This window comes from Knoellia sp. AC549 (assembly GCF_979258975.1).
In genome coordinates, this window is the sequence record NZ_OZ409890.1 from 58,810 (window position 1) to 71,680 (window position 12,871).

The window sequence follows — 12,871 nt, forward strand, 5'->3', positions numbered from 1 at the left end:
GCCCCACGTCGGCCAGTTCCGGAGGATGCTGAGTGGCATGGACGGGCGACAGGTTCTCGGGAGGGTCGTGGCGACCCTCGGGGTGCTCGGGCTGATCGCCGCGTTGCCGATCTACGTCTCGTCCGGCCTGGTGGCTCCGCTCTGGGCGATCGTCCTCCTGCTCCTCTTCTGGGCGCTGCTCGCCGTGCTGTCCCTGCGGTGGTTCAGCCGACGGCCCTGGCTGGTGCTCCTGCTCCCGTTCGTCGCGGCGGCGGTCTGGCTGGCCACCCTCACCCTCGGGGAGCAGCTCCTCGGATGGCGGCCCTGAGGGGCACCACGACGCACGACGACGTATGCCGGGAGGTTGTGCACGGCATACAAATAGACTTCCGACGTGGCCACCTCGAGAACCCGCCTGTCGGCAGCGACACGTCGCCGGGTCGAGCGCACTGCCGGTGACCTCGGCGCGGCCGCCGTGCAGCAGATGGAGAACGACCACGAGTGGTATCGCGCCCTCCCCGCCGAGGAGCGCTCGTGGGTGGGGCTCATCGCCCAGGCCGGCATCAAGTCGTTCATCGAGTGGTTCAGCGGCAGCCAGGACCACGCCCACGTCACGGCCGACGTCTTCGGCACCGCGCCACGCGAGCTGACCCGGTCGATCAGTCTCGGCCAGACCCTCGACCTCATGCGCACCGTCGTCGACGTCGTCGAGCGCGAGTCCATGAACCTCGCGGCCCGGGGCGACGAGACCAAGGTGCGCGAGGCGGTCCTGCGCTACAGCCGTGAGATCGCCTTCTCCGTCGCCGAGGTCTATGCCCACGCGGCGGAGTCCCGCGGCGCGTGGGACGCCCGGCTCGAGGCACTCGTCGTCGACGCCGTCATCCGCGGCGAGGCCGACGACTCCATGCAGTCGCGCGCGTCCGCCCTGGGGTGGGGCACGACCACGGACGTCTGCGTCCTCGTCGGGTCCACCCCGAGCACAGGGACCGCACGGGTGGTCGACGAGCTCCACCGCGGCGCCAAGCGTCTGGGTGTCGAGGTCCTCGTCGCGATCCACGGCAGGCGCATCGTCAGCATCGTCGGACAGGTCACCGACGCCCTGACGACGGCGTCCCGCCTCGGCGAGCACTTCGGTGACGGTCCGATCGTCGTCGGTCCGGTCGTCCCCCACCTGTATGCCGCGGGGCGCAGCGCGCGGGCCGCGCTGTCGGGTCACACGGCTGCGCCGGCGTGGCCCACCGCCCCACGTCCGGTCCTCAGCGACGACCTGCTCGCCGAGCGGGCCCTCCTCGGCGACCTCCCGGCGCGGGCAGCCCTCGTCTCGCGGGTCTATGCGCCCCTGTCGGCGAGCGGCGGTGGCAACCTTCTCGAGACCGCCGCGGCCTATCTCGACGGAGGTCTCGGCCTCGAGGGCACCGCGCGTGCACTCTTCGTCCACACCAACACGGTGAGGTATCGCCTCGGCAAGATCGCCGACACCATCGGCTACGACCTCACCGACCCGCACGACGCCCAGACAGTGCGGCTCGCCCTGGCCTACGGGCGGGTGGCCCCGGAGCCGTCGACCCGGGTGGCCCGGACGTCGGGGCCCTCGTCACCGCCGTTGTAGGAACCCTACAGATCTGGCCGCCGAGAATCGTCTCGGTCCGTCGCCCCCAGCAGGCCCGGTCACCGCCACTCTGAAGAGGTGCTTGTGATCGTGTGCCCGGGACAGGGCTCCCAGACCCCCGGCTTCCTCGCCCCGTGGTTGGCCATCCCCGGCCTGCGCGAGCGGATGGGGTGGCTCTCCGCCGTCGCCGGCATGGATCTCGTCAAACACGGGACCGAGTCGGACGAGGAGACCATCAAGGACACGGCTGTCGCGCAGCCGCTCATCGTCGCCTCGGGCCTCGTCTCGCTCCTGGCGCTCTTCCAGCATCCTGCTGACGGCTTCCGCCTCGTGGGGGCCGGCGCCGGCCACTCCGTCGGTGAGATCACGGCAGCGTCCGCCGCGGGTGTGATCTCGGCGGAGCAGGCCATGGTCTTCGTCCGCGAGCGCGGCCAGGCCATGGCGGCCGCGAGCGCCGTCCAGCCGACGGGGATGAGTGCGGTCATGGGTGGCGACCCCGACGAGGTCATCGCAGCCATCGAGCGCCACGGCCTCACGCCCGCCAACATCAACGGCGCCGGCCAGGTCGTCGCCGCCGGGACGATGGAGCAGCTTGCGGCGCTCACGGCCGACCCTCCGGCCAAGAGCCGGGTCATCCCGCTCAAGGTAGCCGGGGCGTTCCACACCGAGCACATGGCGCCGGCCGTCGACGTCCTGTCCGGCTACGCCAAGGCCATGTCGACCCACGACGCCCGCGTGCCGCTCGTGTCCAACCGCGACGGCGCCGTCGTCCACAGCGGTCGCGAGGTCCTCGGGCGCCTCGTGAGCCAGGTAAGCAACCCGGTGCGGTGGGACCGCACGATGGAGACCTTCGCGCAGCTCGGTGTCACGGGGATCATCGAGATCCCCCCGGCCGGCACCCTCGCCGGTCTGGCCAAGCGCGCCCTCAAGGGCGTCGAGATCCTGGCGCTGAAGTCCCCCGACGACCTCGAGCAGGCGCACCGCATGGTCAAGGAGCACGCCGTCTCGTCCGGCGTCGCCCAGGACCCGACGTGGCGCCTCGTCATCAGCCCGGCCAAGGGCATGGTCTCGTTCACCGCGACCGAGCTCGGGACCGAGGTCGAGACCGGCAGCGTCATCGCCACCGTCGGCACCCTGCGCGACACCTACGAGGTCGTCGCGCCGCACGGTGGCCGCATCGTCGAGTGGCTCGTGGAGGACGGCGACCCCGTCTCACCGGGCCAGCCGATCCTTCGCCTCCACCCCCAGGAAGGCTGAGCCGCCATGTCCGGACTCATCACCTCTCGCACCGGTGCGGCGCACACCCGCATCTCGGGCATCGGCGCCTACCGACCGCGCCGGGTCGTCCCCAACTCCGAGCTCGTCGAGGCGATCGACTCCTCCGACGAGTGGATCCAGGAGCGCTCGGGCATCAAGACCCGACGCTTCGCCGGTGACGGCGAGAGCGTCGTCGACATGTCCGAGTTCGCCGCCCGAGGCGCCCTCGAGATGGCCGGTCTCGACGTCTCCGACATCGACGCCGTGATCCTGGCGACCGTGACCTTCCCCTACCAGACCCCCGCCGCCGCACCGGCGCTCGCCGACCGCATGGGCATGTCCAAGCCCGCCGCGTTCGACATCTCGGCGGCGTGCGCCGGCTACTGCCACGGCATCTCCCTCGCGAACGACATGGTGCGTGCCGGCAGCGCCAGGCACGTGCTCGTCGTCGGCGTGGAGCGCCTCTCCGACTTCACCAGCCGCACGGACCGAGGTGTCGCGTTCATCTTCGGCGACGGTGCCGGTGCGGCGATCGTGTCGCCGTCCGAGACGGTGGGCATCGGGCCGACGGTCTGGGGTTCCGAGGGCGACAAGTGGGACGTCATCGCGCAGAACGAGAGCTGGATCGACGTCCACGAGAAGAAGCTCGAGTGGCCGACGATCGGCATGCAGGGCCAGCGGGTCTTCCGCTGGGCCGTGTGGAGCATGGCCCCCGTGGCCCAGCAGGCACTGGACGCCGCCGGCGTGACCGTCGACCAGCTCGACGCCTTCATCCCCCACCAGGCCAACGTCCGGATCATCGACGCGATGTGCAAGCAGCTGAAGATGCCCGAGAACGTGGCCGTCGCCCGGGACATCGTCGACATGGCCAACACCTCCGCAGCCTCCGTGCCGCTGGCCACCGAGCGCCTCCTGCGTGAGCAGCCGGAGCTGCGTGGTGCCCTTGCCCTGCAGATCGGCTTCGGGGCAGGCCTGTCGTATGCCGCGCAGGTCGTCGTCCTGCCATAGAGACTCCCGCGGTCCGCGGGTCATCACGGACCAAGCACGACAGCACCATCGCAGCACCCAGAGCGTCCGCACCCGGCGGACCCGAACCATGAAGGAGCAGGACACATGGCTCAGAGCGAGCAGGAGATCCTCGCGGGTCTCGCAGAGATCGTCAACGAGGAGACCGGCCTCGACCCGGAGACCGTCCAGAGCGACAAGGCGTTCACCGACGACCTCGACATCGACTCGCTGTCGATGATGACCATCGTCGTCAACGCCGAGGAGAAGTTCGGCGTGCGCATCCCCGACGACGAGGTCAAGAACCTCCGCACCGTCGGCGACGCCGTCACCTTCATCAAGTCCAACCAGAGCTGAACCCAGCTGTTCCGTCGGTGCCGCCCTCACGTCGTGGGGGCGGCACCGGGACACCTTCCCCACGCCAAGGAGCCATCGCCATGAGCACCGAACGTCGCGTCGTCGTCACGGGTCTCGGAGCCACCACCCCGCTCGGCGGGACGATCACCCAGACGTGGGAAGCGATCCTCGCCGGCACGTCGGGTGCTCGGACGCTGACCCAGGACTGGGTGGAGAAGTACGAGCTGCCCGTCACCTTCGCCGCCTCGATCCACACCTCCCCCGAGGAGGTGCTCACCAAGGTCGAGTGCCGCCGGATGGATCCCAGCGCGCAGTACGCCATGGTCGCCTCGCGCGAGGCCTGGGCCGACGCCGGCTCACCCGAAGTCGACCCGGACCGGTTCATGGTGGCGATCGGCACCGGCATCGGCGGTGTCCACACCCTCCTCACCCAGTGGGACAACCTGCGGGAGAAGGGCGTGCGTCGCGTCTTCCCGCTCGCCGTCCCCATGCTCATGCCCAACACGAGCAGCGGCAACGTCTCGCTCGCCCTCGGCGCCCGCGCCGGTGCCCACACCGCCGTCTCGGCGTGCGCATCAGGGGCTGAGTCGATGGCCCTTGCGATGGACCAGATCCGTCTCGGGCGCGCCGACATCGTCGTCGCCGGTGGCACCGAGGCCGCGATCCACCCGCTGCCCTTCGCCGGCTTCACCCAGATGCAGGCGCTCTCGACCCGCAACGACGACCCGACGCACGCCTCCCGCCCCTACGACACCGCCCGAGACGGCTTCGTCATGGGCGAGGGTGCGGGCGTGATCGTCCTCGAGTCCGAGGAGCACGCCAAGGCACGCGGCGCCCGGATCTATGCCGAGCTCGGTGCTGCCGGGATGTCCTCCGACGCCCACCACATCACCGCGCCCGAGCCCGAGGGTGCCGGCGCCTCCCGCGCCATGGTCGAGGCCGTCGAACGGGCCGGGATCACTGCAAAGGACATCGTCCACATCAACGCGCACGCCACGTCCACCCCCGTGGGCGACGTCGCCGAGGCCAACGCCATCCGTCGTGCCTTCGGTGACGCGACCGACGGCATGTGCGTCAGCGGGACCAAGTCGATGACCGGTCACCTGCTCGGTGCGGCCGGCGCTCTCGAGGCCCTGTTCACCATCCTCTCCGTGCACCACCGCATCGCGCCCGCGACCATCAACATCGACGACCTCGACCCGGCCATCGCCCTCGACGTCGTCCGGGGTGAGCACCGCACGCTCCCCGACGGTGACATCGCGGCGCTCAACAACTCCTTCGGCTTCGGCGGACACAACGTCGCCCTCACCGTGAAGAGCTTCTGATGTCACGCCAGCCCAACGAGTCCTCCGCGACCGCCTCCGCGGCCACGAAGCCCAAGCCGGACCGAGCCACCGACCCACGCAACCCGCGGCTGCGCCTCGAGGCCTTCTTCGACGAGGGCTCGGTCGAGCTGATCACCCCCGAGGACACCTCGGGCATGCTCGCCGCCATCGGCACCTGCCAGGGCACCCGAGCGGTCGCCTTCTGCTCCGACGCCACCATCATGGGTGGCGCGATGGGGGTCGACGGCTGCAAGGTCGTCGTGGCGGCCTACGAGCGGGCGCTGGCGGACGGCATACCGGTCGTCGGCATCTGGCACTCGGGAGGCGCACGCCTCCCTGAGGGTGTCGTGAGCCTGCACGCGGTCGGTGAGGTCTTCGCGATCATGACCCGGGCGTCCGGCAAGGTCCCGCAGATCTCCGTCGTCATCGGCGCGGCGGCCGGTGGCGCGGCCTACGGTCCCGCCCTCACCGACATCGTCATCCTCGCCCCCGACGGACGGATCTTCGTCACCGGTCCCGACGTCGTCCGCTCGGTCACCGGCGAGAACGTCGACGCCCTGCGCCTCGGTGGACCCGAGCCGCACGGACGCCGCAGCGGTGTGGTCCACGTCGTCACGGAGTCGACCGAGCAGGCCTACGAGCGGGGGCGCCAGCTCTGCTCTCTCCTCGCCGACCAGGGGACGCTCGAGGTCTCGAAGGTCGAGGACTTCGACCTCGAGGCGACCTTCCCGGAGTCGGCCAAGCGGGCCTACGACGTCCATCCGGTCGTTGACAACGTGCTCGACCAGGGCGCCGACTCCGTTGAGCTGCACCCGCGTTGGGCTCCCAACATCGTCACGCAGCTCGGTCGTTTCGGTGGCCGCACCGTCGGCGTCATCGCCAACAACCCCATGCGCCTCGGCGGCTGCCTCGACTCACCCTCTGCCGAGAAGGCCGCCCGCTTCGTGCGCATGTGCGACGCGTTCGGGGTGCCGCTCATCGTTCTCGTCGACGTCCCCGGATACCTGCCCGGGGTCGGGCAGGAGTGGGACGGCGTCGTCCGCCGCGGGGCCAAGCTGCTGCACGCGTTCGCCGAAGCCGTCGTACCGCGCGTCACTCTCGTGACCCGCAAGACCTACGGCGGTGCCTACATCGCGATGAACTCGCGCTCGCTCGGCGCCACTCGGGTCTTCGCCTGGCCGACCGCCCATGTCGCGGTCATGGGTTCGGTCGCAGCGATCCGCATCCTCCACCGTCGCCGCCTCGTCGAGGTCGACGACGCAGATCGCGCGGCGGTCGAGCAGCAGCTCGCCGACGAGCACGACGCCTTGTCCGGCGGCCTGGCCCGCGCCGTCGAGATCGGGGTCGTCGACGAGATCGTCGAGCCCAACGTGACCCGTTCGGCCATCGCCAGGGCGATCGCCGAGGCACCCCAACGCCGGGGCGACCACAACAACATTCCCCTGTGATCTCTTGACGCAAGCGTGAGGCCCGCTCCCCCTGTACGGGAGCGGGCCTCACGACATTCGGTGTTTCTGCGCGGGGATCAGCCGACCTTGTGCAGCCAGCGGACAGGGGCGCCGTCGCCGGCGTAGCGGAAGGGCTCGAGCTCGTTGTCCCACTCCGTGCCGAGGACCTCCTCCACCATCTCCTGGATCGCCTCGGGCGACCCCTGCGCGAGCATGAGGATCTCCTTGAGCCGCTCCTCGTTGATGACCGCGTCACCGCTGGCGGACGTCGTCGAGTGGTGGATGCCCAGGCTCGGGGTGTGTGACCAGCGCGAGCCGTCGCAGCCGGCGCTCGGGTCCTCGGTGACCTCGTAGCGCAGTCCCTGCCACCCGCGCAGCGTCGACGCCATGCGGGCACCCGTGCCCTGCTCGCCGATCCAGGACCACTCACCACGCATGAGACCGGGCGCAGCGGGCTGCGGAGACCAGGGAAAAGTGACGCGAGAGCCCGTGGCGGACTCGAGCGCCCACGTGATGTGGGGGCACAGCGCTGCCGGGGCCGAGTGGATGAACACCACTCCCCGGGTCGAGATACGTCGCGTCGCGACAGACATCCTGGCCTCCTTCACGTGCAAGGGACGTCTTCCCCAACGCCTTCGCACGGGTCCTTCGGAGGCAACAGATCTGTATGCCGTTCAGCTCGCTATGCAGGCACGCGCCGGTGCCGTTGGCTGTCCTGTTTCACATGCCACACGAGCGAACTCGTGAACCACGAGCCTCGTGATGCCGCAGAAGCACCACAAACACCATCTGCGACACCCCCACCACCGCGGCCGACTTCGTTTGGTTGCGATGACCAGTTCGATGGTGCTAGGCATCTGCGGCCTTTCTGGGCAGAGCTGGTTGTGAGGACATAGTCCTTAGGGCCTAGAACAAATAGCCATTAAGGGTTGCGGCCGATGTGGTTGTCCTCCACTATCAGACCCATCCCGACGCTTTCGGGCCTCCCTTCCTTTCCCTGAGGAGCACCACGATGGACACTCGAAAGACGTCAGGTCGGCCGCTCTTGGCCGTCTTGGCCGCCACCGTCACCGGTCTCGGCTGCGTCGCCGGCCTCGCCGCCGGCCCGGCGCAGGCGGCCAAGCCCACCCCGCCGCCCCCGCCCCCGCCCACCGCAAGCCTTCCGACGTACCCGACCTCGGTGGTCGGCGTGAGCCCTTCGGCCTTGGCGAAGCCGACCGCGTCCGGCAAGACCATTCGCAGCCTGACCATGGACAACGGCACGTTCTACGTCGGCCACGGCGACTACATCGGCAACTCCGGGCCCACCAAGGTGAGCACCTTCGACCCGACCACCCGGACCTTCGCGGAGAGTGGTCTGACGGCGCCCACCGAGGAGATCACCACCTTCCGGAAGCTGGGCGGCAAGCTCTACGCGCCGTGGACCGATCCGACGGGGTCCGCCAGCGCCAACCAGGGCTTCTCCACCAACGCCAGCGGCAGGTGGACCAACGAGTTCAAGGCGCCGGCCGAGCACGTCTACGACGTTGCGACCCTCACGGGGTCCGACCTCTGGATGGTGGGTTCGGCGAAGTATCCCGGCACGACCAAGGGTGGTGCCGCGGCCTACCGTTCCACCGACGGTGGGGCATCGTGGTCGATGGTCGCCAAGGACACCTCGGTCATCGAGGGCGGGCGCGAGCGCTACTACTGGGCTGCTGCCCTCGGCGGCAAGATGTACCTGCAGGCGACCGACGTCGAAGGTGGCGCACCGCTGCGCGTCTTCGACGGCACCAGGTGGTCGACCCTGCCGGGCCTCAACCCCTGCCACACGGTCGAGGCGCGGGCGGTCGAGGTCTTCAAGGGCAAGATCATCTGCACGAACTACGCCAAGGGTGTGGTGGCCTTCGACGGGCAGAAGGCGACCACGGTCCTGCCCGCGACCGAGTGGAACGTCCTGGACTTCGACATCCCCGGTGACGGCTACATCTACGCCCTCGCCGGTGACGGCATCTTCCGCAGCGCCGACGGCATGACCTGGAAGGGCGTCGCCAAGACCCCGGACCTCTCCTGGTCGATCGGTGTGCACAACGGCACGGTCTACCTCGGGCAACGCCTGAACGCCACGATTGTGAAGCTGGACGGGCTCAACGTGAACGCGCTCCCCACGACGACCACGCCGACCGCGCCGACCACGACGTGCAAGGGCAGGGGCAAGAACGCCTGCTGATCCTCCGCACCTTCCAAACCAGAGCGGGCCGACTCCTCAAGGGGGTCGGCCCGCTCCTGGTTCCCTGACGGTGGGGCGGCTGGGGCTTGAACCCAGGACCGACGGATTATGAGTCCGCTGCTCTGACCGACTGAGCTACCGCCCCTGAAGCGGAGCCGAGCCTACCTGCGCACGGCGAGCGGACGGCATACCCCGCCGTTCCCAAAACGGCCCGGGCACGTTGCGAATCGGTGTCGCCTCGGCGCAGTGCCGCGTGACGGGCGACGTCGGACGGTAGGTTGCCGCTCATGACTGAGCCCCTGGTCGTCCTCAAGGACGTCAACAAGCACTTCGGCGACCTCCACGTCCTCAAGGACATCCAGATGGAGATCGGCAAGGGAGAGGTCGTCGTCGTCATCGGCCCGTCGGGCTCCGGCAAGTCCACGCTGTGCCGGGCGATCAACCGCCTCGAGACCATCGAGTCCGGGACGATCACGATCGACGGCAACAAGCTCCCCGAGGAGGGCAAGGAGCTCGCCCAGCTCCGGGCGGACGTCGGCATGGTCTTCCAGTCGTTCAACCTCTTCGCCCACAAGACGATCCTCGACAACGTCACGCTGGGTCCGATCAAGGTCCGCAAGCACAAGAAGGACGCCGCCGAGAAGCGCGGCATGGAGCTGCTCGAGCGGGTCGGCGTCGCGCAGCAGGCGCAGAAGTTCCCCGCACAGCTCTCCGGCGGGCAGCAGCAGCGGGTCGCCATCGCGCGCTCGCTCGCCATGGAGCCCAAGGTGATGCTCTTCGACGAGCCGACGTCGGCGCTCGACCCCGAGATGATCAACGAGGTGCTCGACGTCATGGTCGGCCTGGCCAAGGAGGGGATGACGATGATCGTCGTCACCCACGAGATGGGCTTCGCCCGCAAGGCCGCCAACCGCGTCGTCTTCATGGACGGCGGGCAGATCGTCGAGGAGAACACCCCCGAGGAGTTCTTCACCCACCCCAAGAGCGACCGGGCCAAGGACTTCCTCGCCAAGATCCTCACCCACTGACCCAGCCCTAACAGGAGGAAACACATGAAGGTTCGTCAGCTCAGCGCGGTCATCGCCGCATCGGTGCTCACGCTCGGTCTTGCCGCGTGTGGCGACAGCGCCGACACCGGCGGCAACGCCGACGCCGGAAGCGGTAGCGGAGGCGGCGGCAAGGCCATCAAGATCGGCATCAAGTTCGACCAGCCGGGCCTTGGCCTCAAGGAGGGCAACGGCTACACCGGGCTCGACGTCGATGTCGCCAAGTACGTCGCCAAGGAGCTCGGCAGCGCCGAGGGCGACATCAGCTGGGTCCAGGCCCCCTCCGCCCAGCGCGAGACCCTCCTCTCCACCGGTCAGGTGGACATGATCTTCGCGACCTACTCGATCACCGACAAGCGCAAGGCCACCGTGTCCTTCGCTGGGCCGTACTTCATCGCGGGCCAGGACCTCCTCGTCCGCGCTGACGACAGCTCGATCACCGGCCCGGACTCGCTCGCGGGCAAGAAGCTCTGCTCGGTGACGGGCTCGACCTCGGCCGAGAACGTCAAGAAGAAGGTCCCAGGCGTTCAGCTCCAGGAGTTCGGGACCTACTCCGAGTGCGTCGCGGCCCTCGTGTCCAAGGGCATCGACGCCCTGACGACCGACAACACGATCCTCGCCGGCTACGCCGCGCAGGATCAGTACAAGGGCAAGCTCAAGGTCGTCGGCGCCCCGTTCTCCGAGGAGCGCTACGGCGTCGGCATCAAGAAGGGCGACACCGCCATGTGCGAGAAGATCAACACTGCCCTCAAGAAGATGATCGACTCCGGTGACTGGCAGAAGGCCGTGGACGCGAACCTCGGACCGGCCGGCTTCAAGGTCGACACCGCGACCAACCCGCCCAAGCCGGACGCCTGTTCCTGAGTCCGTCCACAGCGCGGGTATGCCGTCCGCTCCCCTCGAGCGGACGGCATACCTGCGCGAACCCACACGTGAGGAGGAAGGACTCCGCCCATGGGTGAGATCCTCAGCAACTACGACGTCCTCGGTGCGTTCTGGTGGACGATCAAGCTGTCGTTCTTCGGCGCCCTCGGCGCCCTGGTCCTCGGCACGATCACGGCCGTCATGCGCGTCTCGCCCGTGGCCGTCCTGCGCATGATCGGTGCGGGCTACGTCAACATCTTCCGCAACACCCCGCTGACGCTGCTCATGGTGCTCAGCGTGCTCGGTCTGACCTACATCGTGGGCATCAGCCTCTCCGAGGACATCAACCAGAACGCCATCCGGTGGGCCATCGTCGTCATCGCGGTCTACCACGGAGCGTTCGTGTGCGAGGCGCTGCGGTCCGGGGTCAACACCGTGGACGCCGGTCAGGCCGAAGCGGCTCGCGCGATCGGCCTCACCTTCAGCCAGAGCATGCGCGAAGTGATCCTCCCGCAGGCCTTCCGTGGTGCCATCGCCCCGCTCGGGTCGGTCCTCATCGCGCTCATCAAGAACACGACGGTGGCGGCAGTCATCGTCTCCGCCGAGGCTGCGGGTCTGATGCAACGGGTCATCGAGTTCGAGGGCGGATCGTTCACGGTCTTCGCGGTCTTCGCCCTCGGCTTCGTCATCCTCACCCTGCCCCTCGGGCTGTTCTTCACCTCGTTGTCGCGACGTCTGGCGGTGAAGCGATGAGCACCTCGGTCCTCTTCGACGCCCCGGGACCTCGCGCCCGGCGCAGGCACCAGATCCTCACGGTCGTCGGCATCGTGCTCGTCGTCGCCATCCTCGGGCTCCTCCTGCGCAAGATGCACCAGGCGGGACAGCTCGACCCGGCGCTGTGGAAGCCCTTCGTCACCGACCGTGCCGTGTGGCGCGACTACCTGGTGAACGGGCTCATCGGCACCTTCAAGGCGGCCGCGATCTCGATCGTCCTCGCCGCCGTGTTCGGGCTGGTCTTCGGGATCGGGCGACTCTCGCCGATCGCGCCGATCCGCTGGTTCTGCGGCATCGTCGTGGAGTTCTTCAGGTCCGTGCCCGTCCTGCTCATGATGATCTTCGCGTACTACGGGCTCTTCGCCCGGGGCGACCTCTTCTCGGCGTCGACGGCACCGCTCGCGGCCGTCGTCACCGGCCTCACGCTCTACAACGGCTCGGTGCTCGCCGAGCTCGTCCGCTCGGGCGTGTACTCGCTGCCGAAGGGCCAGTCGGAGGCGGGCCTGTCCATCGGTCTGACCTCGTGGCAGACGCTGCGCTCGATCCAGCTCCCCCAGGCCCTGACGGCCATGCTCCCGGCGCTCATCGGTCAGTTCGTCGTGATCCTCAAGGACTCGGCCCTGGGCTACCAGGTGACCTATCCGGAGCTCCTCAACTGGTCCAAGACCCTGGGCTCGGCGTTCTCGAACACCGTGCCGGCATACCTCGTCGCAGCGATGCTGTTCATCCTGATCAACTACACCCTCACGGTCATCGCCGGGCGGGTCTCGCGGCGGATCAACCGCCGTGGCAGGACCGCCGGCGGAGCGCAGACCAACGCGATGCCCGGCGCGCCCCTGGGAACGGGCACCCTGCCGGCGCAGGGACTCGGTGGCTCCAACGTCCAGAACATCGACCCGGCCAGCACCGCGCGCTGAGCAGCCAACGTCGAAGGGCCCGGATCACGTCGATCCGGGCCCTTCGTCGTACTGCTCCCCCGGTTGGACTCGAACCAACAA

The 12,871-nt window shown here is 69.0% G+C and carries 13 protein-coding genes and 1 tRNA gene; 12 read left to right on the forward strand and 2 right to left on the reverse strand.

Features of this window, described 5'->3' with window-relative positions; translation table 11 throughout:
- The first annotated feature begins 37 nt into the window (after positions 1-37).
- The 7 genes from ACZZ98_RS00285 (at position 38) to ACZZ98_RS00315 (ending at position 6,980) form a co-directional block, all read left to right on the forward strand.
- A complete protein-coding gene (locus tag ACZZ98_RS00285; RefSeq protein WP_463514413.1) occupies positions 38-307 on the forward strand; it encodes a hypothetical protein in 270 nt (89 codons plus the stop codon).
- A gap of 66 nt (positions 308-373) precedes the next feature.
- The gene (locus ACZZ98_RS00290) at positions 374-1,588 is read left to right on the forward strand and encodes a PucR family transcriptional regulator (protein WP_463514414.1); all 1,215 of its coding nucleotides are present in this window, start codon (positions 374-376) and stop codon (positions 1,586-1,588) included.
- A 78-nt stretch (positions 1,589-1,666) separates the two neighbouring features.
- Complete coding sequence (locus ACZZ98_RS00295; RefSeq protein WP_463514415.1) at positions 1,667-2,845, forward strand: acyltransferase domain-containing protein; 1,179 nt, start codon at positions 1,667-1,669, stop codon at positions 2,843-2,845.
- 6 nt (positions 2,846-2,851) lie between these two features.
- Positions 2,852-3,853 carry a beta-ketoacyl-ACP synthase III gene (locus tag ACZZ98_RS00300; protein WP_463514416.1) on the forward strand — a complete coding sequence of 334 codons (1,002 nt, stop codon included), beginning with the start codon at positions 2,852-2,854 and terminating at the stop codon, positions 3,851-3,853.
- Positions 3,854-3,958: 105 nt separating this feature from the next.
- Positions 3,959-4,207 carry an acyl carrier protein gene (locus ACZZ98_RS00305; protein WP_380084978.1) on the forward strand — a complete coding sequence of 83 codons (249 nt, stop codon included), beginning with the start codon at positions 3,959-3,961 and terminating at the stop codon, positions 4,205-4,207.
- An 80-nt stretch (positions 4,208-4,287) separates the two neighbouring features.
- Complete coding sequence (fabF, locus tag ACZZ98_RS00310; protein WP_463514417.1) at positions 4,288-5,532, forward strand: beta-ketoacyl-ACP synthase II; 1,245 nt, start codon at positions 4,288-4,290, stop codon at positions 5,530-5,532.
- The gene (locus ACZZ98_RS00315) at positions 5,532-6,980 is read left to right on the forward strand and encodes an acyl-CoA carboxylase subunit beta (protein ID WP_463514418.1); all 1,449 of its coding nucleotides are present in this window, start codon (positions 5,532-5,534) and stop codon (positions 6,978-6,980) included. Before fabF ends, ACZZ98_RS00315 begins: the two co-directional genes overlap by 1 nt.
- 77 nt (positions 6,981-7,057) lie before the next feature.
- Here ACZZ98_RS00315 and ACZZ98_RS00320 read toward each other — a convergent pair whose 3' ends face one another.
- Positions 7,058-7,573 (reverse strand): DUF3145 domain-containing protein, encoded by a 516-nt coding sequence (locus ACZZ98_RS00320; RefSeq protein ID WP_380084981.1) that lies wholly within the window; start codon positions 7,571-7,573, stop codon positions 7,058-7,060.
- Positions 7,574-7,992: 419 nt separating this feature from the next.
- Here ACZZ98_RS00320 and ACZZ98_RS00325 point away from each other — a divergent pair, with 419 nt between their 5' ends.
- Positions 7,993-9,189, forward strand: a complete 1,197-nt coding sequence (locus ACZZ98_RS00325) for a hypothetical protein (protein WP_463514419.1) — start codon at positions 7,993-7,995, stop codon at positions 9,187-9,189.
- Positions 9,190-9,260: 71 nt separating this feature from the next.
- Here the strand turns inward: ACZZ98_RS00325 and ACZZ98_RS00330 are convergent.
- A tRNA-Ile gene (locus tag ACZZ98_RS00330) sits at positions 9,261-9,334 on the reverse strand.
- Between the two features lie 142 nt (positions 9,335-9,476).
- Between ACZZ98_RS00330 and ACZZ98_RS00335 the strand changes: the two genes are divergently transcribed.
- The 4 genes from ACZZ98_RS00335 (at position 9,477) to ACZZ98_RS00350 (ending at position 12,790) form a co-directional block, all read left to right on the forward strand.
- On the forward strand, positions 9,477-10,217 hold the full coding sequence (locus tag ACZZ98_RS00335) for an amino acid ABC transporter ATP-binding protein (protein WP_463514420.1): 741 nt from the start codon (positions 9,477-9,479) through the stop codon (positions 10,215-10,217).
- Between the two features lie 24 nt (positions 10,218-10,241).
- Positions 10,242-11,099, forward strand: a complete 858-nt coding sequence (locus ACZZ98_RS00340; protein WP_463514421.1) for a glutamate ABC transporter substrate-binding protein — start codon at positions 10,242-10,244, stop codon at positions 11,097-11,099.
- Positions 11,100-11,189: 90 nt separating this feature from the next.
- Complete coding sequence (locus ACZZ98_RS00345; RefSeq protein WP_463514422.1) at positions 11,190-11,852, forward strand: amino acid ABC transporter permease; 663 nt, start codon at positions 11,190-11,192, stop codon at positions 11,850-11,852.
- Positions 11,849-12,790, forward strand: coding sequence for an amino acid ABC transporter permease (locus ACZZ98_RS00350; protein WP_463514423.1), 942 nt, complete (start codon positions 11,849-11,851; stop codon positions 12,788-12,790). The genes ACZZ98_RS00345 and ACZZ98_RS00350 overlap by 4 nt, the downstream gene beginning before the upstream one ends.
- Positions 12,791-12,871: the final 81 nt, after the last annotated feature.

What these genes read in the sequence shown, in the direction of transcription:
- ACZZ98_RS00285 (WP_463514413.1), top strand. Translation starts at nt 38, where the DNA reads ATGGACGGGCGACAGGTTCTCGGGAGGGTCGTGGCGACCCTCGGGGTG.
- ACZZ98_RS00300 (WP_463514416.1), top strand. Translation starts at nt 2,852, where the DNA reads ATGTCCGGACTCATCACCTCTCGCACCGGTGCGGCGCACACCCGCATC.
- ACZZ98_RS00305 (WP_380084978.1), top strand. Translation starts at nt 3,959, where the DNA reads ATGGCTCAGAGCGAGCAGGAGATCCTCGCGGGTCTCGCAGAGATCGTC.
- fabF (WP_463514417.1), top strand. Translation starts at nt 4,288, where the DNA reads ATGAGCACCGAACGTCGCGTCGTCGTCACGGGTCTCGGAGCCACCACC.
- ACZZ98_RS00315 (WP_463514418.1), top strand. Translation starts at nt 5,532, where the DNA reads ATGTCACGCCAGCCCAACGAGTCCTCCGCGACCGCCTCCGCGGCCACG.
- ACZZ98_RS00320 (WP_380084981.1), bottom strand. Translation starts at nt 7,573, where the DNA reads ATGTCTGTCGCGACGCGACGTATCTCGACCCGGGGAGTGGTGTTCATC.
- ACZZ98_RS00325 (WP_463514419.1), top strand. Translation starts at nt 7,993, where the DNA reads ATGGACACTCGAAAGACGTCAGGTCGGCCGCTCTTGGCCGTCTTGGCC.
- ACZZ98_RS00335 (WP_463514420.1), top strand. Translation starts at nt 9,477, where the DNA reads ATGACTGAGCCCCTGGTCGTCCTCAAGGACGTCAACAAGCACTTCGGC.
- ACZZ98_RS00340 (WP_463514421.1), top strand. Translation starts at nt 10,242, where the DNA reads ATGAAGGTTCGTCAGCTCAGCGCGGTCATCGCCGCATCGGTGCTCACG.
- ACZZ98_RS00345 (WP_463514422.1), top strand. Translation starts at nt 11,190, where the DNA reads ATGGGTGAGATCCTCAGCAACTACGACGTCCTCGGTGCGTTCTGGTGG.
- ACZZ98_RS00350 (WP_463514423.1), top strand. Translation starts at nt 11,849, where the DNA reads ATGAGCACCTCGGTCCTCTTCGACGCCCCGGGACCTCGCGCCCGGCGC.